At 42.5% G+C, this 20,667-nt stretch carries 17 protein-coding genes; 13 read left to right on the top strand and 4 right to left on the bottom strand.

Annotation, left to right across the window (positions count from 1 at the left end; all coding sequences use genetic code 11):
- Positions 1-131 precede the first annotated feature (131 nt).
- The 5 genes from Q1A40_RS11580 (at position 132) to Q1A40_RS11560 (ending at position 6,225) form a co-directional block, all read left to right on the top strand.
- Positions 132-932 carry a gluconate 5-dehydrogenase gene (locus tag Q1A40_RS11580; protein WP_300000250.1) on the top strand — a complete coding sequence of 267 codons (801 nt, stop codon included), beginning with the start codon at positions 132-134 and terminating at the stop codon, positions 930-932.
- Between the two features lie 64 nt (positions 933-996).
- Positions 997-1,329 (top strand): cupin domain-containing protein, encoded by a 333-nt coding sequence (locus Q1A40_RS11575; protein ID WP_300000248.1) that lies wholly within the window; start codon positions 997-999, stop codon positions 1,327-1,329.
- Positions 1,330-1,599: 270 nt separating this feature from the next.
- Positions 1,600-2,124, top strand: coding sequence for a YgjV family protein (locus Q1A40_RS11570; RefSeq protein ID WP_300000411.1), 525 nt, complete (start codon positions 1,600-1,602; stop codon positions 2,122-2,124).
- 353 nt (positions 2,125-2,477) lie between these two features.
- Positions 2,478-3,992 (top strand): MFS transporter, encoded by a 1,515-nt coding sequence (locus Q1A40_RS11565; protein WP_300000246.1) that lies wholly within the window; start codon positions 2,478-2,480, stop codon positions 3,990-3,992.
- Position 3,993: 1 nt separating this feature from the next.
- Positions 3,994-6,225, top strand: coding sequence for an exopolygalacturonate lyase (locus Q1A40_RS11560; protein WP_300000244.1), 2,232 nt, complete (start codon positions 3,994-3,996; stop codon positions 6,223-6,225).
- Between the two features lie 193 nt (positions 6,226-6,418).
- On the opposite strand, the gene Q1A40_RS11555 is transcribed toward Q1A40_RS11560, so the two are convergent.
- Positions 6,419-6,559, bottom strand: a complete 141-nt coding sequence (locus Q1A40_RS11555) for a hypothetical protein (protein WP_300000242.1) — start codon at positions 6,557-6,559, stop codon at positions 6,419-6,421.
- 368 nt (positions 6,560-6,927) lie between these two features.
- Between Q1A40_RS11555 and Q1A40_RS11550 the strand changes: the two genes are divergently transcribed.
- From Q1A40_RS11550 to Q1A40_RS11515, 8 genes are all read left to right on the top strand, one after another.
- Positions 6,928-7,818 carry a carbohydrate ABC transporter permease gene (locus Q1A40_RS11550; RefSeq protein ID WP_259048575.1) on the top strand — a complete coding sequence of 297 codons (891 nt, stop codon included), beginning with the start codon at positions 6,928-6,930 and terminating at the stop codon, positions 7,816-7,818.
- On the top strand, positions 7,811-8,722 hold the full coding sequence (locus tag Q1A40_RS11545) for a carbohydrate ABC transporter permease (RefSeq protein ID WP_300000238.1): 912 nt from the start codon (positions 7,811-7,813) through the stop codon (positions 8,720-8,722). The genes Q1A40_RS11550 and Q1A40_RS11545 overlap by 8 nt, the downstream gene beginning before the upstream one ends.
- Before the next feature lie 13 nt (positions 8,723-8,735).
- Positions 8,736-9,863 carry an ABC transporter ATP-binding protein gene (locus tag Q1A40_RS11540; protein ID WP_300000236.1) on the top strand — a complete coding sequence of 376 codons (1,128 nt, stop codon included), beginning with the start codon at positions 8,736-8,738 and terminating at the stop codon, positions 9,861-9,863.
- A 15-nt stretch (positions 9,864-9,878) separates the two neighbouring features.
- The gene (locus tag Q1A40_RS11535) at positions 9,879-11,168 is read left to right on the top strand and encodes an ABC transporter substrate-binding protein (protein ID WP_300000234.1); all 1,290 of its coding nucleotides are present in this window, start codon (positions 9,879-9,881) and stop codon (positions 11,166-11,168) included.
- A gap of 786 nt (positions 11,169-11,954) precedes the next feature.
- Positions 11,955-12,932 carry a hypothetical protein gene (locus Q1A40_RS11530; RefSeq protein WP_300000232.1) on the top strand — a complete coding sequence of 326 codons (978 nt, stop codon included), beginning with the start codon at positions 11,955-11,957 and terminating at the stop codon, positions 12,930-12,932.
- 89 nt (positions 12,933-13,021) lie between these two features.
- Positions 13,022-13,522 (top strand): discoidin domain-containing protein, encoded by a 501-nt coding sequence (locus tag Q1A40_RS11525; protein WP_300000230.1) that lies wholly within the window; start codon positions 13,022-13,024, stop codon positions 13,520-13,522.
- Positions 13,523-13,786: 264 nt separating this feature from the next.
- Positions 13,787-14,860 carry a pectinesterase family protein gene (locus Q1A40_RS11520; protein ID WP_300000410.1) on the top strand — a complete coding sequence of 358 codons (1,074 nt, stop codon included), beginning with the start codon at positions 13,787-13,789 and terminating at the stop codon, positions 14,858-14,860.
- Between the two features lie 50 nt (positions 14,861-14,910).
- Complete coding sequence (locus Q1A40_RS11515; RefSeq protein WP_300000408.1) at positions 14,911-16,587, top strand: pectate lyase; 1,677 nt, start codon at positions 14,911-14,913, stop codon at positions 16,585-16,587.
- A 61-nt stretch (positions 16,588-16,648) separates the two neighbouring features.
- On the opposite strand, the gene nirC is transcribed toward Q1A40_RS11515, so the two are convergent.
- The 3 genes from nirC to nirB form a co-directional block, all read right to left on the bottom strand.
- Positions 16,649-17,470, bottom strand: coding sequence for a nitrite transporter NirC (nirC, locus tag Q1A40_RS11510; protein ID WP_300000228.1), 822 nt, complete (start codon positions 17,468-17,470; stop codon positions 16,649-16,651).
- A gap of 200 nt (positions 17,471-17,670) precedes the next feature.
- A complete protein-coding gene (gene nirD, locus Q1A40_RS11505; protein WP_300000226.1) occupies positions 17,671-17,997 on the bottom strand; it encodes a nitrite reductase small subunit NirD in 327 nt (108 codons plus the stop codon).
- Complete coding sequence (nirB, locus tag Q1A40_RS11500; RefSeq protein ID WP_300000224.1) at positions 17,994-20,546, bottom strand: nitrite reductase large subunit NirB; 2,553 nt, start codon at positions 20,544-20,546, stop codon at positions 17,994-17,996. Before nirB ends, nirD begins: the two co-directional genes overlap by 4 nt.
- Positions 20,547-20,667: the final 121 nt, after the last annotated feature.

Here is a 20,667-nt window from a genome sequence, read left to right as displayed (position 1 = left end):
ACTCATAAATAATAGAGTGACTTGTAAACATTACACTCAACTAACTCACATACAGTTAGTTGAGTGATAATGATATCCGGCACCCTTAAAATATGATGTATATATTAATATATATAATTATCGGAGTCTCTATGTCATTTATTGATATGTTCTATCTGAAAGGTAAAGTAGCTTTAGTTACTGGCGCTTCTTACGGTATTGGTTTTGAAATTGCGAAAGCATTGAGCAGCGCAGGGGCGACAATTGTATTCAATGATGTTGTTGAAGAAAACCTGAACAAAGGACTGGCAGCTTATCAAGAAGCCGGTATTAAAGCACATGGTTATCTGTTCGATATCACTGACGAACCTTCTGTAATAGAAAATATTAAACTGATTGAAAAAGATGTCGGCGTTATTGATATTCTGGTGAATAACGCCGGGATCATTCAAAGAAAACCGATGTTAGAAACTACCGCTGCTGACTATCGTAAAATCATTGATATTGACCTGACCGGTCAGTTCATTATGGCTAAAGCAGTTTTACCTTCAATGATCGCCAAAGGTCACGGTAAAATCATCAATATTTGCTCAATGATGAGTGAACTTGGCCGTGAAACAGTTGTAGGTTACGCCTCCGCGAAAGGTGGATTAAAAATGCTGACCAAGAATATCTGCTCTGAGTTTGGCTCAGCAAATATTCAATGTAACGGCATCGGACCTGGTTACATCGCAACGCCACAGACTGCACCATTGCGTGAAATTCAGGAAGACGGAAGTCGTCATCCATTTGACCAGTTCATCATTTCAAAAACACCGGCAAGCCGTTGGGGTACTCCTGACGATCTGGCTGGCGCGGCTATCTTCCTGGCTTCCGATGCATCAAACTTTGTGAATGGTCATATTTTGTATGTTGATGGTGGTATTTTGGCATATATTGGTAAGCAGCCTTAATTACATGCTGTAATATGCAACTAAAAATATAATCGATTCAACCACTTATTTTTGTGAGGTGGCAATGTTTGTTTTTAATCATGACAGAGTTCTTGAAGATCTCGGCAATGGTGTCAGCAGAAAAGTCTTAGCGCATGGTGGCAGCATGATGGCTGTTGAAGTGTTCTTTGAGAAAGATGCTGTTGGCCCAATGCATAATCATCCTCATGAACAACTGACTTATGTTCTGTCGGGTGTATTTGAATTCACCATTGGTGATGAGGTACATATCGTTAAAGCGGGTGACACACTTTATAAACAACCCAACATCATGCATGGTTGTGTTTGTCTTGAACCCGGAACGTTATTAGATACCTTCACGCCTCAGCGCCAGGATTTTCTAAAGGACAATAAGTAGTCATATCGGAATCTCTGAATAGCAGTCGAACATCCTGATGAAGGATCCGCATTGGCGGATCCTTAAGTCAGTCTATCTGGACTATAATTTTTAGTATTAATGAGAATATTAGCCATAAATAATTCAAGTGACTTGTAGAGGCCAAATTCAGGTAACTTAAACTACGATGGGTATCGTTCTTTTTATACTATGAATTAGCATTCAAAGCAGTACATGACTGAGTGCAGTAGACTTTTAGACAACAGGAATTTTATCATGCTCTTCAACGAAATAAATTCATATTACCTTGGTCAGGGCATAGGAATCCTCGCTTTTCTGATAGGATTGACCGTATTTATTCAGCGCGATGATAAAAAGCTAAAATTTCGCTTGGTTATATACACTGCATTTATGGGAATACATTTTTTTTTGCTGGGGGCAACACCAGCAGGAATAAGTGCCTCATTAAATGCTGTTCGAACGCTGGTTTCTATCTATTTTAGAAAGTCAGTCATCATGTACGTCTTCATTACTCTCACCCTGACATTAACCCTACCTAATATCCATCACTGGATGGAATTTCTGCCAGTCGTTGCAACAGTCATGAGTACAGTGGCGTTTTTTAAATTTACTCAGTTAAAACTACGTATCACTATGTGGCTTTCTACCGTTTGTTGGGTGATATACAACTTTTGGATTGGAACCTTAGGAGGAACATTGATTGAATCGAGTTTCTTATTGATCAATGGTATTGCTATTTATCGTTTCACTGTGCTGAAGAGAAAAGGAATAGATCCCTTCGCCACACAAAAATAATTTTTTTATCCATAAATTCAATCTTAGCCAGTCAATAAAACTGCGGTCCGTTAATTACTAACAAACATGATTAATTAACATAATTAACAATTTATTCCGTCATCCGAACTTTCGATACAATATATTTAATCATGTCGCTAACAAAGCCAAAATAAAGTAAAAACCCCACAATAAACCACATGTAAAATATTTGTTTAATACAAAAATAAATTTGAAGTACATCACATAGTTTACATAAATACGTTCTTAAAAAACCTTGCCAGGCATATTATTGAAACAATGTTTCATAAATTAATAATTAACCTTCCATTGATGTTAAAACGGATCACTCCGTTTTATAATAGGCGAGTTAAATGACTGACAAACAAAGAAATATTACTGCCATAACACGGTTCTCATATGGCAGCGGAAACCTGATCGGCAGCGGTGCAATCGCAATCAGCGGAGCATGGCTGCTTTATTTTTATACTACTTTTTGTGGGCTATCAGTTTTTGAAGCAACCATAATATTTTCGATAGCCACTTATTTGGATGTCATTTTAAATCCGCTGATGGGTTTTATTACCGATAACTTCAATCAGAGTAAGTTAGGCCGCCGTTTTGGCCGCCGCCGTTTTTTCATACTGATTGCGATTCCATGCATGATCATTTATCCCATGCTTTGGATTAATGGCATGAGTTTTTGGTATTACCTGACGACATATATCATTTTTGAAGTCGTTTATACCATGATCATGATACCGTTCAATACATTGCCTGTTGAAATGACAAAAGACTTCAACCAAAGAACTTATTTGACCGGTTCTAAGGCTATGTTTGGTAAAGTTGCTAACTTTTTAGCCGCGGCGATACCGGGAATTTTCTTCTACTTCTTTAATAAAGAATCGGCAACGCCGTTTTTCCTGACCGGCGTGACTTATGCTGTAATTATGATAATTGCGCTTATTTTGCTCTATTGCAATAGCTGGGAAAGACCTAAAGAAGAAGTTGCTGATGAATTCACCCACGGTTTTTGGGAAGGATTCCATAAACTATTTTCAGACCTTTTTTCGACCTTTAAATTAAAAACATTCCGTACCCATCTTGGGATGTATTTGTTCGGTTTTGGCGCTGAATGGCTATTCACCGCAACCTTTACCTACTTTATTGTTTTCAACTTGGAGCAACCCCGTACCTTTGTCTCTGAAATGAACTCGTTAAGCAGTATCTGTCAGCTTGTTTCAACTGCATTCTTTATGATGTGGTGTGCCAAGCGTGGGTTTAAACGTCCATTTATTGTCGCCATTCTGATCGTTGTTTCCTCGGTTGTGGGTTATGTCGGTGTTTTCTACTTGAACCTCCCTCATTTAACCTGGGTTATCGTCGGTATCACTATTTGGTTCGGTTTAGGTACCGGTGGCGTGTATTACATTCCATGGAGCGTTTACGTATTCCTTGCCGATGTCGATGAAGTATTAACCGGAAGACGTCGTGAAGGTTTGTATGCCGGCGCCATGATCATGGCCGGTAAGTTGATGAGAGCAACCGTTGTATTTTGTTTAGGTGTCGTACTGAGTCTGTTTGGTTTTGAGTCTGGTATTCATCATCAACCGGAAAGTGCTGTTAACGCTATCAATGGCGTGATGATTTTTGGTGTTGCAGGAATGGCTTTGATAGGTATCTATTTCTCAGTAAAAATGAAATTAGATAAAAGCTCTCATGCTGAAGTCACTCAAGAGTTAGAACGTTTAAAACAAGGTGGTAGAAAAGAAGACGCTACGCCAGAAGTGAGAGTGTTAGTTAAAGAACTGACCGGTTATGAATACGATGAATGCTTCGGTAATAACAACGTTGGCTTTAAATACACCACTAAAGCTGAGGCTATTTAGTATGAAAAAAAATATTATCTTACTCTCTGTTTGTTTAAGTTCTCTTTGTAGTGTTGCATTTGCCCAGGAATGGAAAGTTGCTGCTTTTGGTCAGTCAACTGATTTAAACTTTTCCTCACTGATCGATCCGGCCAAAATTGGCCGGAATAATGCCTGGATAGCAGGCAGTAACGATTTTTTGATACCCGGTAAAGCCTATCCACTGCCAAGTGATTTCATTATTGAAAGTCGCGGCGGAAAAATTGCTAATTCGCATGATGGAATGACGGTGTTTTACACCTCTGTTCCTGTTAATCAGACCTTCCTGTTTGAGGCGGACCTGACGCTTGTACAAATAGGGCCTGAAGTTGATGGTAAGTCACCTGCTGCGCAAGAAGCCGCTGGCTTGTTTGTCAGAGACATTATCGGAACTCCACGTCAGGAACCACAATCAGCAGGATTTGAAGAGTTTCCTCAGGCATCGAACGTGCTGATGAATGCTTTTGTTACTCAAAATAAAAAGAATGATAATTTAGTACAGATTACATCTATTCTTCGCGAGGGTGTCAAAAACTCTTGGGGTAATGAAGGGATCTCAATTAAGAAACAAGCCATTGTTAAGAATATTAATTTTACTGAAAAAACCAATATTCGAATGACAATTGAGCGTACTGCAAACCAATTTATTCTTACTACTGTTGATAGCGACAGCAAAGAGAAGAAATCATGGAGCATTGATGACTACGCGGGCTTCATGAATCAGCAAAATAGCGAGTCAATCTCGTTAGGATTCTTTGCTTCACGTAATGCTAAGCTTGAAGTAAAAAATGCCCACTTCCAGCCAGGAACAGCAACCGTCGATTATGCTAAACTGGCCCCGGCAAAAGCGCATGGCGGGAAAAAAATCGTACCTGAATTACTTCTGGCCTCCGGGACGAAAGTGGTCGGCAATGCGACGACCTTACAACTCTTAGCCAATCAAACAGGCAGTGTTGTGCTTGAGGGAAGCGATCAGAAAAAAACCGTTCAGGGCGGAGAGCTGGTTCAGTTCCCCGTACAGTTGAATCAAGGCGAAAATACGTTCACTGTTAACTATCTGGTCAATGGTGTTGAAATTCAGCAAAAGATTAACGTTGAAGCTGTCTCGAGCAATATCGCTAACCTGTCAGAGATCTACGTTTGTGCTGACTGTAAAAGTGATGCTACGGGAACCAAAGCTGACCCTGTTGATTTAAAAACAGCAGTAACATTCCTGGCTCCAGGTGGAAAAATTTACCTGAACGATGGTCAATACGATGGACTGACGCTGGCACGGGAAGTCAGTGGCTTACCTGACCAGTTAAAAACACTTATCGCGATTAACAAGCATAAAGCCGTATTTGTTAATAAGACCTTTAACCTTGGCGCCAGCTACTGGCATCTGAAAGATATCATCTTTGATGGTAACGTTGATAATACGCAAAATAAACCCGCTTATCTGAGAGTATCGGGTAGCCATAACATTGTGGAACGTGTTATTGCCCGAAACAATGATGATACCGGTATTGCGATTACCGCTAAGGATAAAAATCGTCTGCTGTGGCCTGCGCATAACTTGATCCTGGATTCGGACTCCTATAATAACCTGGACTTGTCCGGTATTAATGCCGACGGGTTTGCCGCTAAGTTAGGTGTCGGACCAGGTAACGTATTCAGAGGCTGTATTTCTCATAATAATGCAGACGATGGCTGGGATTTCTTCAATAAAATTGAAGACGGTCCGAATGCACCTGTCACGATTGAAAATTCAATTGCCTATGCCAATGGTTTACCCTTAAGCAAACCAAATATATTAAAAGGCAGTATTGGTAATGGATTTAAAATTGGTGGAGAAGGTCAGCCGGTTGAACATAAGATAATCAATTCTATAGCATTTAATAACAACATGGATGGCTTTACAGATAACTTTAATACTGGCTCATTAATTATCGAAAATAATATATCGATAAATAACGCGCGTTATAATTACATTCTGAGATCCAATCCATATACAATTGCGTCACAAATTACCTTTAAAAATAACTATTCCATTCGCGATAGCTGGGAAGGTAAAATTAAAGACTATTTTGGCGAGCAAGTTGTTGCTACTGATAACAAAACATTAACCGCAAAAGAGATCGGTGGAATACCTAAAGACATCGTTATTTCACGTGATGAAAATGGGAAAATTATCTACCCTGATTTTTTATTAAAACTTAACCCAAATTTAAGTTAATAAATTGTACTAACCTGCCCCGGACGTATTAATACTGCCGGGGCAGATATCAACTTTCTCCCCATCGCCTCTCCTTAAATACAGATACTACGGCAATAGATTTAATTGTAAGAAAAGGCTTGCCCCTCTTCTCTTTCACCACAGAACATTGATCACTATCACATTTTTGTGATTCAGCCCCTTTCAGTGATAGCTATACCCCAAATAATTCGAGTTGCTTGTAGGCACCCAGTTCAGCCTGTCGATGAGCATAGATAAACTCTGTAATTGGCGGGTTGGACGCAGGTAACACGACATGTAATGTTCGGGATGGCTTATAGAATTCAAGCGGCATGTAGCGCGATCCTAACCGCCAGATCAAGTTTGAAACATTGCAAATAGCATGTCGAAAAATAAACACTTTATTGTCACAAGTGCGGATTCAATCACATTTTTTTTCGCTCAATACACAGTTATCACCTCATTCTATCTCTGTCCTTCCACATTCCAAGAAATAGTAAAACACTGTTTCGACTTGGATCACATTTTCATCATCCATTGAATGACTAAAACACCAAACCCACATAAAATGAAACAATGTTTTATAAATAAGAATTTATCACAAACTCTCACATTGAGATGCAGCTTTATTATTTTAAATAAGTGATATAACAGTCCCGTTTCGTAATAGTTTTTAAACAATTGATACCAAGCAGGTACTACATGAATGAAAACAGAATGTTGGGATTAGCCTGGATATCACCTTATATTTTAGGGTTGATAATCTTTACGGCTTTCCCATTTGTCTCCTCCTTTGTACTCAGTTTTACCGAGTATGACTTAATTAACCCTCCAGAATTTACAGGTCTGGAAAACTATCGCTATATGCTGACGGAAGATTCTCTCTTCTGGAAGTCTATGGGGGTTACTTTTGCCTACGTTTTTCTTACCATTCCTTTAAAACTGGCTTTTGCTCTGGGTATTGCTTTTGTACTGAACTTTAAATTACGTGGCATAGGATTCTTTAGAACCGCGTATTATATTCCTTCTATTCTAGGGAGCTCAGTTGCCATTGCCGTGTTATGGCGTGCACTGTTTGCAATTGATGGATTACTGAATAGTTTTATTGGCGTATTTGGTTTTGACCCCGTTAACTGGTTAGGTGAACCCTCTCTGGCATTAATGTCTGTCACCTTATTACGTGTCTGGCAGTTTGGTTCTGCAATGGTTATTTTCCTTGCAGCATTGCAAAACGTACCTCAGTCCCAGTACGAAGCCGCCATGATTGACGGTGCTTCTAAATGGCAAATGTTTACTAAAGTCACGATTCCGCTGATTACGCCGGTGATTTTCTTTAACTTCATAATGCAGACAACCCAAGCATTCCAGGAGTTTACCGCACCGTACATCATCACTGGCGGCGGCCCGACACACTATACCTACCTGTTCTCGCTCTATATCTACGATACCGCATTTAAGTATTTTGAAATGGGCTACGGTGCCGCACTGGCATGGGTATTGTTCTTGGTCGTGGCGGTCTTTGCCTCCATCGCCTTTAAATCATCGAAATACTGGGTGTTCTATTCTGCAGATAAGGGAGGCAAAAATGGCTGATATTCAACAACCTATGGCCCCGAAACAAAATTTAGATTTAGCTGAGCAAGAAGTTCTGCGTACGCTACGTCGGGAAAAAATTAGCGCTTATATTCGCTACGTCATACTGCTTATCGTCGGTCTGCTGATGCTGTATCCGTTAGTATGGATGTTTTCAGCAGCCTTTAAACCTAATCATGAGATTTTTACCACGCTCGGATTATGGCCAGAACATCCAACCAGCGATGGTTTTATTAATGGCTGGAAAACCGGTACCGAATATACTTTCGGACACTACATGCTGAATACTTTTAAGTATGTTATCCCGAAAGTGCTTCTGACCATTATTTCGTCCACTATCGTGGCCTATGGTTTTGCTCGTTTTGAAATTCCATTTAAAAAGTTTTGGTTTGCCACACTCATCACCACTATGTTGCTGCCAAGTACTGTACTGCTGATCCCTCAGTACCTGATGTTCCGTGAAATGGGCATGCTGAATAGCTATCTGCCACTGTATTTACCTATGGCTTTTGCTACACAAGGGTTCTTTGTCTTCATGCTGATTCAGTTCCTGCGTGGTGTTCCACGTGACATGGAAGAAGCGGCGCAAATTGACGGATGTAACTCATTTCAAGTGCTGTGGTATGTCGTCGTCCCGATTCTGAAACCCGCGATTATTTCCGTCGCATTGTTCCAGTTCATGTGGTCAATGAACGACTTTATCGGTCCGCTGATTTATGTCTACAGCGTAGATAAATATCCAATTGCATTAGCATTAAAAATGTCCATCGATGTCACCGAGGGCGCACCATGGAATGAGATTTTAGCTATGGCAAGTATCTCTATCCTGCCATCAATCATCATATTCTTCCTGGCACAGCGCTATTTTGTTCAGGGTGTCACGAGCAGCGGAATTAAAGGTTAATAGGGGCAATATCATGGCTGAAGTTATTTTTAATAAATTAGAAAAAGTCTATTCAAACGGTTTCAAGGCTGTACATAACATTGATTTAACTATCAAAGATGGCGAGTTCATGGTTATTGTCGGACCTTCCGGTTGTGCAAAATCAACGACCTTACGTATGTTAGCAGGTCTTGAAACCATCAGCGGTGGTGAAGTCCGTATTGGAGAACGTGTCGTTAATAACCTGGCACCAAAATCTCGCGGTATTGCCATGGTGTTCCAGAACTATGCACTTTATCCGCATATGACTGTACGTGAAAACCTGGCATTCGGTTTGAAGCTCAGCAAAATGCCGAAAAAAGAGATTGAGAAGCAGGTTAACGAAGCGGCGAAAATTCTTGAGCTGGACGAGCTGCTGGACAGACTGCCGCGCCAGTTATCCGGCGGACAAGCACAGCGTGTAGCCGTAGGCCGTGCAATTGTAAAAAAACCAGATGTGTTCCTGTTTGACGAACCGCTTTCTAACCTGGATGCCAAACTGCGTGCATCAATGCGTATTCGTATTTCTGACCTGCATAAGCAGCTGAAGCAAAGCGGTAAACCAGCCACCACAGTATATGTTACCCACGATCAGACCGAAGCGATGACCATGGGCGACAGAATTTGTGTGATGAAACTGGGCCATATCATGCAGGTCGATACCCCGGACAATCTCTATCATTACCCTAAAAATATGTTTGTTGCCGGTTTCATCGGTGCCCCAGAAATGAACATTAAAAAGAGTAAATTGATCGAAAAAGACGGAAAGATGTATATCACCATTGGTAGCAATGTTCTGGCTCTGAACGAACAAAAAACAGAGAAAGTTGCGGCCTATAAAGATCAGGACGTTTTCTTTGGTATTCGTCCGGAATTTGTCAATATTTCCGACCAGCCTTTTGAAAGTAGCAGTGCTACCGGTGAAATTGTTCGTGTCGAAAATATGGGACATGAGTTCTTTGTCTACCTAAAAATAGACAACTATGAACTGACCTGTCGTATTTCGTCAGATGAAGCGAAACCTATTCTTGCGCAGGGTATCAACCGTTCAGTTTATTTTAAATTTGATATGGATAAATGCCATATTTTTGATTCAAAAACAGAAGAAAACCTCTCTATCTAACAGGAGTAGCTCATAATGAAAACAATGCTATTGAGTACCTTGATTGCTTCTACATTAGTGATGTCGGCAGGTAGTGCTTTTGCGGCAGATGACGTTGATTTACGCATGTCCTGGTGGGGAGGAAACGGCCGACACCAGGTCACCCTGAAGGCTTTGGAAGAATTCCACAAGCTTCATCCAAATATTAATATTAAATCTGAATATACCGGCTGGGACGGTCACTTATCTCGTCTTACCACGCAAATTGCTGGCGGAACTGAGCCAGATGTTATGCAGACTAACTGGAACTGGCTGCCTATTTTCTCGAAAACAGGAAATGGCTTCTATAACCTTAACTTACTGAAAGATGAACTGGGTTTATCTAACTTTAAACCACAAGATCTACAGTTCACGACGGTAGACGGTAAATTAAACGGTATTCCTATTTCTGTCACAGCGCGTGTTTTCTATTTTAATGATCAAACCTGGAAACAAGCCGGGATAGATTATCCAAAAACGTGGGATGAATTGCTCGCAGCAGGAAAAACATTTGAAACGAAACTGGGCAAAGAATATTTCCCTGTGGTACTTGAACATCAGGATACGCTTGCCTTACTCAATTCATATATGATCCAGAAGTACAACGTACCGGCAATCGATCTGGACGGTAAAAAATTCGCCTACAGCAAAGAGCAATGGGTTGAATTTTTTGAAATGTACAAAAAACTGATCGACAATCATGTCATGCCTGATACCAAATACTATGCCTCATTTGGTAAGAGCAACATGTATGAAATGAAGCCATGGATCCAGGGTGAATGGGCGGGTACCTATATGTGGAACTCAACCATTACCAAATATTCCGATAACCTGAAACCACCAGCAAAACTAGAGTTAGGTGCTTATCCTATGCTGCCAGGAGCAACGGATGCGGGCTTGTTCTTTAAACCTGCTCAGATGCTATCAATCAGTAAAACGACTAAGCATCCGAAAGACGCCGCCATGGTGATCAACTTCCTGTTAAATAACAAAATAGGCGTTGAAGCTCTGGGACTGGAGCGCGGTGTTCCATTGAGTAATGCAGCAGTTACTCACTTATCTTCCACGGGTGTCATTAAAGACAGTGACCCTGCGGTTGCCGGATTAAAACTGGCTCAGTCATTACCAAATAAACTGGTCGTTTCTCCTTACTTTGACGATCCACAACTGGTGACTCTGTTCGGTTCAACTCTGCAATATATCGACTATGGCCAGAAAACCGTAGCAGAAGCCGCAGAAGAATTTGAACGCCAGGGTAACCGTATTCTGAAACGCGCAATGCGCTAAGCTTGCCTGAAAACTCTGTTCTGTCCTCACCTGCCGTGATGTCATTCACGGCAGGTTCTTTTTTATAAGATGCCAGAAAACATCCCGACAGTGCATATATGTCATCGATATCGCCTGCCAGCTTCATTCCTGACAACATCTCCGCATATGTTTATCTCTTCTCACATGTGATTGAAATAATTTACCATAAGACTAAACAGTAGAAATACTTACCGTCATTCAGTGATTTAAGTCACAATCAGATAACAATAATCCTTCATGAAATGAACCTTTTATCTTTTTGAAATGTTATTTCAAAATATCGCTTGAGGTGTATCACATTATGATTAAAAACCACTTTTCCTTACAGCAAATATAAAGCAGTATACTGAAATGGCGTTTCATTTTGATTTATCGGATATTTAACTCACTTGTAAAAAGAAGCAATAAGAACCTAAATTAGCACTTTGATTCAGTATCATCTCGTCCTCTTGGATGAAAAAGTTCTCATTGCTATCGATTAACACATGACAGTTCTGGATGAAAAATGAGATAGAACATTAACAAAACAGCTTTATATTCACATGAAAACAACAAGCCACTTTTAATGTGGCGCTTAAATCTGCGCGTGACAGATATAGTCGCAGATTTAATTTATGTCAGATTTTAATATGTTACATCAATACCTGTAATTAATAGTTGCATCACTCCATTGATATGGAAGCATTTTATTTTTGTGAGTGTTTGCTTTGATAAAATTATTAATTATAAAAACGGTGTTCTCTGGTCTAAAACAAGGTAAATACTATGCAAAAAAAAGTATTAGCTTTAATGGTTATTTTATCTAGCAATGCCTATGCAGCAACTGTTGAGTTAGGGTTTGAGAATGAGCGCTATACCCGCGATCAATATAAGACCTCAGATGTATTCATGCCTTATATCTCAACCAGTTTTAACCCTATTGAAGACTCCAGCCTGAATATTTCAATGAAATATATGTATCAGGATCAATATGGTAAAAAACACGCAACCACACCTAAAGACCAGTTTAAAACTAACCGTGACCGTATTGAAGTCATTGCCAAGGGCTATTCCTGGAAAAATGGTAACTTTAGCTTTTCACCACAAGCCGGGTTCCGTTATGAAAGCTGGGATATCAACTATCTGACCAATACCGGTAAACAGGACAGAAGCAAGCTTGAGCTGCGTTTCTACCCTAACATGGACTACAAAATTAACGACCAGGTTAACGTATATCTGAGCGGTTTTGTCGCCCCTGTGTTTATGAAGACCAAACAAGAGTCAAGAAAAGGTGACCACTATGTTAAAGGTGAATTAAGCACAAATAATTATAATGGTGATTATTATCACGAACTTCAGTTACTGGGCGTACGATACAAAATAAACAAAAACAATAGCCTGTGGTCATCTATTTATAATGAAAGAAAATACTCTGAAGATGCCTCAAAATATGACAGATGGCAATTACGTGTAGGGTATAACGTTAATGTCATAAACGATCTGAGCTTCAGCCCGTTTGTCCGTTATGACCTTCATTATAAAGAAGAAAATATTGAAAGTGCCAAATTTGTTAAAGATCATGGCAAATCAAGAAACAAAGATGAATTACGTATCGGATCGGGCTTTAACTACAAAGCAACCTCTACTGTAAATATTGTCGGCGAGGTTTACTGGCAAACTGCAAAAGTGGAAAGCTATAGCGGCGTATCCTCAGATGATAAAAACAGAATGTTCTACAAGTTAGCGGTAAGAAAATCATTCTAATTAAAACAGTTAGTAAGCCATCTGACAGATGGCTAAACATTTATTAAATACAATATATTAAGATGATTTTCTCCTTGCCCGGAGGGTTTATGTTATTAAAGAAACGCAGTTTATTAAGTTTGTTTGCTGCTTCAACTCTGGTTCTGTGTTCAGGTCTGGCCTTTGCTAATAATTTTGAAAGTGTTACTGCCACTGGATTTGATGAAGACAAAAATCATCGTCCGGAAAATATGATTGACGGTAATACCAAGACCCGCTGGGCGGTTAATGGTCTGGGGAACTCAGCAACGTTAAAGCTAAAAAGTGATATGAAAATCACTAATATCGTATTACTTCCATTCAAACCTACTGAACGTCGCCTGAAATTCGATCTATTAACCTCGACCGATAACAGCACCTGGACACCATTAGCCAGTGGTTTAGAAACCTCTGATAAGTATGACAAGGGGGAGAAATTCGTGCTGAAAACCCCTCGTGATGCACGTTATTTGAAGATCAATGTTAATGGAACCAATGCCAATAAATGGAGTGCGCTCATTGAGGTTGATGTTAACTCTAATGAAGCCCTCCCGGAAACTGTTTTACCTTGATACGAATCATATATAACACCATCAATATGGTTTGAAAACGGCGCATCCAGAAAGAGACTTAATATGAATCTTTAAGGATGCGGCCGTTTTAATTTGTGCAATTTACCAAAATGATTTTCTTCACTTAACGCTATCAGAATCCTGCTTTTTCGCTTAAAGGAACACTGAATATCATCCTTATCGCAAGTAAAAACAGACGACTGACAGTGCCACCAGATATAGCTAATAAGCATCCAGCAGAAAGGAAAAATAGTGACTAAAAATCTGGTTATTACTTTATTACTCGGTGGGGCAGTACTATGCTCAACTCAAGCCCTGGCTTCACAATGGGATGCAATAGTTTCGCCCTCCCCTGAGGCCGGACATTTCAGCTCAGTTAAACAAGCCCTTGATGCCGCCCCGGCAGACGGAAGCCCCTGGCGTATTCTGGTTACCGATGGTAGCTGGCAAGAACGACTGATCATTGATAAACCGGTAACACTGGTAGGCGAATCAGAAGATAAAACCATTATCGAAGCCAATACTCCAGCAGGTCAGCTTGATAGCACAGGTAAGAAATTAGGCACATCCCGTACCAGTACCGTAGAAATTAAAGCCAATGGCGTGACATTAGAAAATATCACCATCCGTAATAGCTTTGATTTTCCTGCAAACCAGGCACTCCCCGCTGATTCCCCGCAAAAGCTGAAAGATACTCAGGCAGTGGCATTACTAGTGGCTGATAATGTTGATGAGGCGCGATTCAGGCATGTTCGTCTGGAAGGGTACCAGGATACTTTTTACAGTAAAACCGGCAGCAGAAGCTACTTTACCGACTGCACGATAAGCGGCCATGTTGACTTTATCTTTGGCTCCGGTACCGCAGTATTTGAACGCTGCGACATCATTGCCCGGGCACGGGCTGATATTTCACCACCTCTTGGCTATATCACCGCGCCATCAACCAACGTCAATGCCCCTTATGGTCTGATTTTTATCGACAGCAAGTTATTGAAAGAACCTGGCGTTCCGGCAAAAAGTTTTGCCCTTGGTCGTCCGTGGCACCCTACCACCCAGTTTGACGACGGGCGCTATGCTGACCCACAGGCTATCGGTTTATCTGCATTTATTAACAGTGAAATCGATGACCATATTTATGGCTGGGACAAAATGTCTGGTAAAGATAAAGCCGGTGAAAAGATCTGGTTCTATCCTGAAGACAGCCGTTTCTATGAATACGGCAGTCGCGGAGCAGGCGCTAATCAGGGGGGAGAGAAATATGCTATGAGTGCCTCCCAAGCCGAAAAGTACAGTGTAAAAAATATTTTTTCTGACTGGCCATCATCACGACTTCAATAGGATCTGTTATGAATACCCGATTCCCACTACGCCTTTGCTGTGTTCTTATTATGGCAGCCAGTTCCGTTGCGCTTGCCGATAGCCAGCAGCGTTTGCAGGCGGTCAAAACTTTTGCCGATACCGTGCTGGATAAAGCCGGAGATAAATATCATGGTTCCACGCCCAGCCCTTTATTAGCCAGCGGTGTTGATCCGAGAACCGGTGAGCAGATGGAATGGATCTTTCCTGATGGCCGTACCGCAGTGCTATCCAACTTCTCTGCTCAACAAAACCTGATGCGTGTTCTGGTAGGCTTAAGTAATCTGACCGGTGATGAAAAGTATAAAAAGCGTGCCGAAGAGACCACTAAATATTATTTTGATAACTATCAGGACAATAGCGGGCTATTGATCTGGGGTGGACATCGGTTCGTTGATCTGAAGTCGCTGAAACCGGAAGGCCCGAGTGAGAAAGAGCAGGTTCACGAATTAAAAAATGCTTATCCTTACTATGAAATGATGTTCGCCGTCGATAAAGAACCAACAGTAAGGTTTATTCGTGGCTTCTGGAATGCCCACGTTTACGACTGGAATATTATGGAGACCAGCCGTCACGGTGAATATAACAAGCCAATGGGCGAACTGTGGAAAAGCAGTTTTGTTCAGCAGCCCCCGTTCTTTGCCACTAAAGGGCTGAGCTTTCTGAATGCAGGCAATGACCTGATTTACTCTGCGGCACTGCTGTCTAAATATAATAATGAACCCGAAGCCTTGGTCTGGGCCCAGCGTTTAGCACAACAGTATGTGTTACCCCGGGATAAAAAAACCGGGCTGGGTGTTTATCAGTTTACTCAAGCACTACAGCGTGAGAAACCTACTGATGACAGTAATACCCATTCAAAATTTGGCGATCGTGCCCAGCGTCAGTTTGGTCCGGAATTCGGCCCGGATGCACTGGAAGGTAATATGATGCTGAAAGGCCGTACCAGCACTATCTATTCTGAAAATGCTCTGATGCAGCTGGCACTGGCTAATGAATTAGGTAGCCAGGGTGCTGATCTTAAGAAGTGGACTATCGATGGACTGAAAGCTTTTGCTCATTACGCCTATGATGAAAGTAACAATACCTTCAGGCCGATGCTGGCAAACGGTACTGATTTATCAAACTATGTTCTGCCACGCGACGGTTACTACGGTAAAAAAGGTACCAAACTTACGCCGTATAAAGCTGGCAATGAATTCCTTCTCTCTTATGCCCGCGCATACGGTATTGAGCAGGACGATGAACTGTGGAAAGCGGTACGCGGTATCGCCAAAGGTCAGGGACTGGGCGACATCGGCGCACCGGGCGGCCAGAATGCAAAACTCAATATGGGTACCAGCAACAGTGACCCCTATACCATTTTTGCATTGATCGACCTGTCGAAGGCCACCGGACATAAAGATTATCTCAGTCTTGCTGAGAAAGTTGCCGATAATATTGTTGAGAATAAACGGTTAAATGGCTTCTTTGTTGATAACAAAGAGATCAAATATGCCAATGTCGATAATATCGCACCTTATGCCCTGCTGGCACTTGAGTCGGTATTACAGAATAAACCTGATGCAGTAGCGCCTTTCCTGAATGGTTCGGGCTTTACCGAAGGGGCTTACCGCATGCCTGACGGTTCAGCACGTATATCAACACGTGATGAAGAGCTGTTTGCGTTGAAGGAAGGCGAACAACTGAAACCGAATAATAAAAAATAAGACTTAATATAAACGGCACCGCTGACTCAGCGATGCCGTTTTATAATCAATAAGAAAATGATCAGGAAGTCGCTTTTTTACCGGTAATATTCTCTCTTCCTATATTGTCCGATATTTGCGGACGCTCTGCTTTCGGCGTCGCGTACCAGTAACCCAGGCCCATAAAAATCATGCCAGAGAACATATTACCCAAAGTTACCCACAGTAAATTGTGGCCAATACCAGACAGGGTATAAGCTTCAGAATGGTTCCCAAGCCATGACAGGGCAAGCAGGGTCATATTGGCAACCGAGTGCTCATAACCGGAAGCAATAAACGCGAGCAGACACCACCAGATAGCCAGAAACTTAGCGGCACCTTCAGTGCGAATAGCCATCCAAATTGCCAGGCAGACCAGCCAGTTGCAGAGAATACCTTTAAAGAAGAGAGTCATCGCCGGAGCGGTCGTTTTAGCTAAGGCCGCACTGTGTACCAGGCTGGTATCAAGCGGTAACAATGCGCCGCCTCCCCAGTTATAGAGTAAGGCAATAAAGACAGAGCCGAGCAGATTCCCCAACCAGGTCTGAGGCAAAATCGCCCACATCTGTCCCTGTGAGACAGTACCGGCTTTAACCCCAAGCGTCAGAAACATGGTATGGCCTGTGAAGAGTTCTGAACCTGCAATAATGACCAGGGTCAGAGCAATACCAAAGGTCGCCCCCATCACCAGCGGTCGTAATGAAGGCTCCATCAAATTACCCAGCGTGAAAATCAAAATAATACCAAACCCAACGTAAGCCCCCGCCATCATCGAACTGACCCAGAATGCAAAAGGGTTAGTAGAGGAAAGTCGCTGAATACGCCCGGCATTAGCTGCACACTTATTAATAGTATCAGTGAACATAGTTATTTCTCTGGAAAGTAGATGAATGCAGTTGTTCCCAAAAGCCAGACTCGTTATCAGCGCCTGTCTCAGCAGGAAAAATATCGACATATACCCAAAATAATTCGCGTTGCCTGTAAGTGCGAAGTATGACGGGTATAGACGATAAATCGTCGACTCTATGAGGTCGGGCCTCTCACTGAGGCCCGACAGGTCAGTTTCTATGCTTTTATTTGTACGACGCCATTTTCAACGCGAGCTGCAAAATGTGCGATGGAATAGGACTCATCCTCCAGACAGTAGCCGTCAATTAAGCGAAAATGCTGTTTTTTCAGCGGACTGGTTATCCACAGTTCGTTATGGTGCTCAGCAATCAATCCTCGTGACAGCACGCTTGCCTCAAAGAAAGGATCAATATTACTGACCGCATATACTTGCTCATCAGCATAAGGACGGAAGATAGCAATTTGCTCCCCCTTCACTAACGCGCAGACGCCTGTTTCGGGCAAAATATCACTTAGCTGACAAACGGTATTCCACTGGCTCATAGCTGTTCCTCCACATCCAGTAATGTTACCGGGATACGCTCATAAGGTGTCGCAGGACGATGTTGTTCACGTTCACTGACAATCTGCACATTCGGGTCACGTAATGTACTGTTGATAAAGTGTCTGAAACGCACCTGAGCCTCTGGGTTATCAACTGTTTCGCGCCATTCACAGATAACTTTCTCACGCAGGCGAGCCAATTCGCTTTCCAGCTGGCTATTAAGGTTAAGCTTGTCGTCAATGATGACGCTGCGCAGATAGTCTATTCCACCTTCCAGATTCTCAAGCCAAACCGAGGTGCGAGTGAGCTTATCGGCAGTACGGATATAGAACATCATAAAGCGGTCGAGATAAGTGATAACGGTTTCGCGGTCGAGGTCAGCCGCCAGCAAATCAGCATGGCGTGGTTTCATCCCGCCATTACCACAAACGTAGAGGTTCCAGCCTTTTTCTGTCGCGATAATCCCGACATCTTTCCCCTGGGCTTCAGCACACTCACGGGTACAACCAGAGACACCAAACTTCATTTTATGCGGGGTACGAATACCCTTGTAGCGATTCTCTAACTCAACCCCAAAGCCAACACTATCGCCCACACCGTAGCGACACCAGGTACTGCCGACGCAGGTTTTAGCCATACGTAAAGCTTTGGCATAAGCATGACCGGTTTCAAATCCGGCATTGATCAGCTGACGCCAGATCTCAGGTAAATCATCTTTCTGTGCACCAAACATCCCGATACGCTGTGATCCGGTAATTTTGGTATAAAGATTATATTCCCGGGAGATACGGCCGATTTCCATTAATCCTTCCGGTGTAATTTCGCCCCCCGCAGAACGTGGAATAACAGAATAAGTCCCGTCTTTCTGAATATTGCCGAGGAAATTATCGTTAGTATCCTGCAGCGGAGTGAGTTCCGGCTCAAGAATGTAATTATTCCAGCAAGAGGCTAACAAAGAACCGACGGTAGGTTTACAGACTTCACATCCGTAGCCTTTACCGTATTTATGCAGCAGTTGTTCAAAGGACTTGATCCCTTCGACACGAATTAAATGGTAAAGCTCCTGGCGTGAGAAGGCGAAATGTTCACAGAGGTGATTGTTGGTTTCGATACCGGCTTTCGCCAGTTCGGCATTGAGTACCTGAGTCACCAGCGGAATACAGCCGCCACATCCCGTACCGGCTTTGGTTTCCGCTTTCAGAGCAGCAACGGTATGGCAACCCTTATTAATCGCCTTAACCAAATCGCCTTTAGTGACGTCAAAGCAGGAGCAAATTTGGGCGGTATCAGGCAGTTTGTCGACACCCAGAGCTGATTTAGGACTGCTGGCATAAGAAGGTAAAATCAGCGAATCGGGGTTTTCCGGCAATTCAATAGCGTTAAGCACCAACTGCAATAAATTGCCGTAATCACTGGTATCCCCCACCAGCACAGCCCCCAGCAAAGCTTTATTATCTTCACTGACGATTAAACGCTTATAGACTTCTTTGCTCTCATCCAGGTAGACATAGCTGCGAGTATTTGGCGTGCGGCCGTGGGTATCGCCAATCCCCCCCACATCAACCCCCAGCAATTTGAGCTTGGCGCTCATATCCGCCCCGGTAAAATGGCTCTTAGTGCCCAGCAGATTATCGACTGCAACCTGGGCCATTTTGTAACCCGGGGCCACTAAACCAAAAATTTGCCTGTTCCAGCTCGCACATTCACCGATAGCATAAACATCGGGATCTGAAGTCTGGCAGTGATCGTTAATGGCAATCCCACCACGCGGCGTGGCAATTTCCAGCCCACACTGAGCGGCCAGTCTATCCTGAGGGCGAATACCGGTAGAAAAAACGATAAAGTCGATTTCCAGTGCACTACCATCAGCAAACAGCATGGTTTTACGTGCTTCATTTCCTTTTTGAACAATTTCTAAGGTATTTTTGTTGGTATGAACCTGTACCCCAAGACGTTCAATTTTATTACGAAGTTGCTCGCCACCCATCTGGTCAAGCTGCTCAGCCATCAGCATTGGCGCGAATTCAATAACGTGAGTTTCTACCCCGAGGTTTTTCAGCGCGCCGGCGGCTTCCAATCCTAACAAACCACCACCAACGACCGCACCACGTTTGCTACGCCGCGCGCAGGCTTCAATCGCGTTCAAATCTTCAATGGTACGATAGACAAAGCAGTCCTGAGTATCTGCGCCTTTAATCGACGGTATCCAGGGGTACGAACCCGTCGCCATCACCAGTTTGTCATAATAGATGCTTCGTCCGGTGTTAGAGTGGATAAGCTTATCCTGACGGTTAATGGTAATAGCTCGTTCACCAACCAGCACTTTTACACCATGTTTTTCATAGTAACCGTCGCGTACTAAGGAGAGTTCTTCAGCGGTGTGGTGGGAGAAGTAAGAAGACAGGTGAACACGGTCATAAGCTTTGCGGGGTTCTTCACAGAAGACCGTGATTTCAAATTGGTCAGACGGGGCTTTATCCAGCAGGTCTTCAATAAAGCGATGACCTACCATACCGTTGCCGATAACTGCTATTTTGAGTTTGCTCATCAACATTGCCTCAATCTTTTTTATTGTTATCTACTTTATCGATTCAGCTAATCGCTGCATTGATGCAAATCAAATACACCTTTAAATATTTTACGGACTGTTATTAACCTGGATCAGGAAA

Source organism: uncultured Cedecea sp., assembly GCF_947498825.1.
GTDB lineage: Bacteria > Pseudomonadota > Gammaproteobacteria > Enterobacterales > Enterobacteriaceae > JGM124.
Note: the sequence above shows the minus strand (reverse complement) of the source record. Positions and strands in the feature narration are given on the sequence as shown.

Coding starts and splice junctions, on each gene's coding strand:
- Q1A40_RS11565 (WP_300000246.1), top strand. CDS start 2,478: ATGACTGACAAACAAAGAAATATTACTGCCATAACACGGTTCTCATAT.
- Q1A40_RS11560 (WP_300000244.1), top strand. CDS start 3,994: ATGAAAAAAAATATTATCTTACTCTCTGTTTGTTTAAGTTCTCTTTGT.
- Q1A40_RS11555 (WP_300000242.1), bottom strand. CDS start 6,559: ATGCCGCTTGAATTCTATAAGCCATCCCGAACATTACATGTCGTGTTA.
- nirB (WP_300000224.1), bottom strand. CDS start 20,546: ATGAGCAAACTCAAAATAGCAGTTATCGGCAACGGTATGGTAGGTCAT.
- nirD (WP_300000226.1), bottom strand. CDS start 17,997: ATGAGCCAGTGGAATACCGTTTGTCAGCTAAGTGATATTTTGCCCGAA.
- Q1A40_RS11540 (WP_300000236.1), top strand. CDS start 8,736: ATGGCTGAAGTTATTTTTAATAAATTAGAAAAAGTCTATTCAAACGGT.
- Q1A40_RS11515 (WP_300000408.1), top strand. CDS start 14,911: ATGGCAGCCAGTTCCGTTGCGCTTGCCGATAGCCAGCAGCGTTTGCAG.
- Q1A40_RS11530 (WP_300000232.1), top strand. CDS start 11,955: ATGCAAAAAAAAGTATTAGCTTTAATGGTTATTTTATCTAGCAATGCC.
- Q1A40_RS11575 (WP_300000248.1), top strand. CDS start 997: ATGTTTGTTTTTAATCATGACAGAGTTCTTGAAGATCTCGGCAATGGT.
- Q1A40_RS11535 (WP_300000234.1), top strand. CDS start 9,879: ATGAAAACAATGCTATTGAGTACCTTGATTGCTTCTACATTAGTGATG.
- Q1A40_RS11525 (WP_300000230.1), top strand. CDS start 13,022: ATGTTATTAAAGAAACGCAGTTTATTAAGTTTGTTTGCTGCTTCAACT.
- Q1A40_RS11545 (WP_300000238.1), top strand. CDS start 7,811: ATGGCTGATATTCAACAACCTATGGCCCCGAAACAAAATTTAGATTTA.
- Q1A40_RS11580 (WP_300000250.1), top strand. CDS start 132: ATGTCATTTATTGATATGTTCTATCTGAAAGGTAAAGTAGCTTTAGTT.
- Q1A40_RS11550 (WP_259048575.1), top strand. CDS start 6,928: ATGAATGAAAACAGAATGTTGGGATTAGCCTGGATATCACCTTATATT.
- nirC (WP_300000228.1), bottom strand. CDS start 17,470: ATGTTCACTGATACTATTAATAAGTGTGCAGCTAATGCCGGGCGTATT.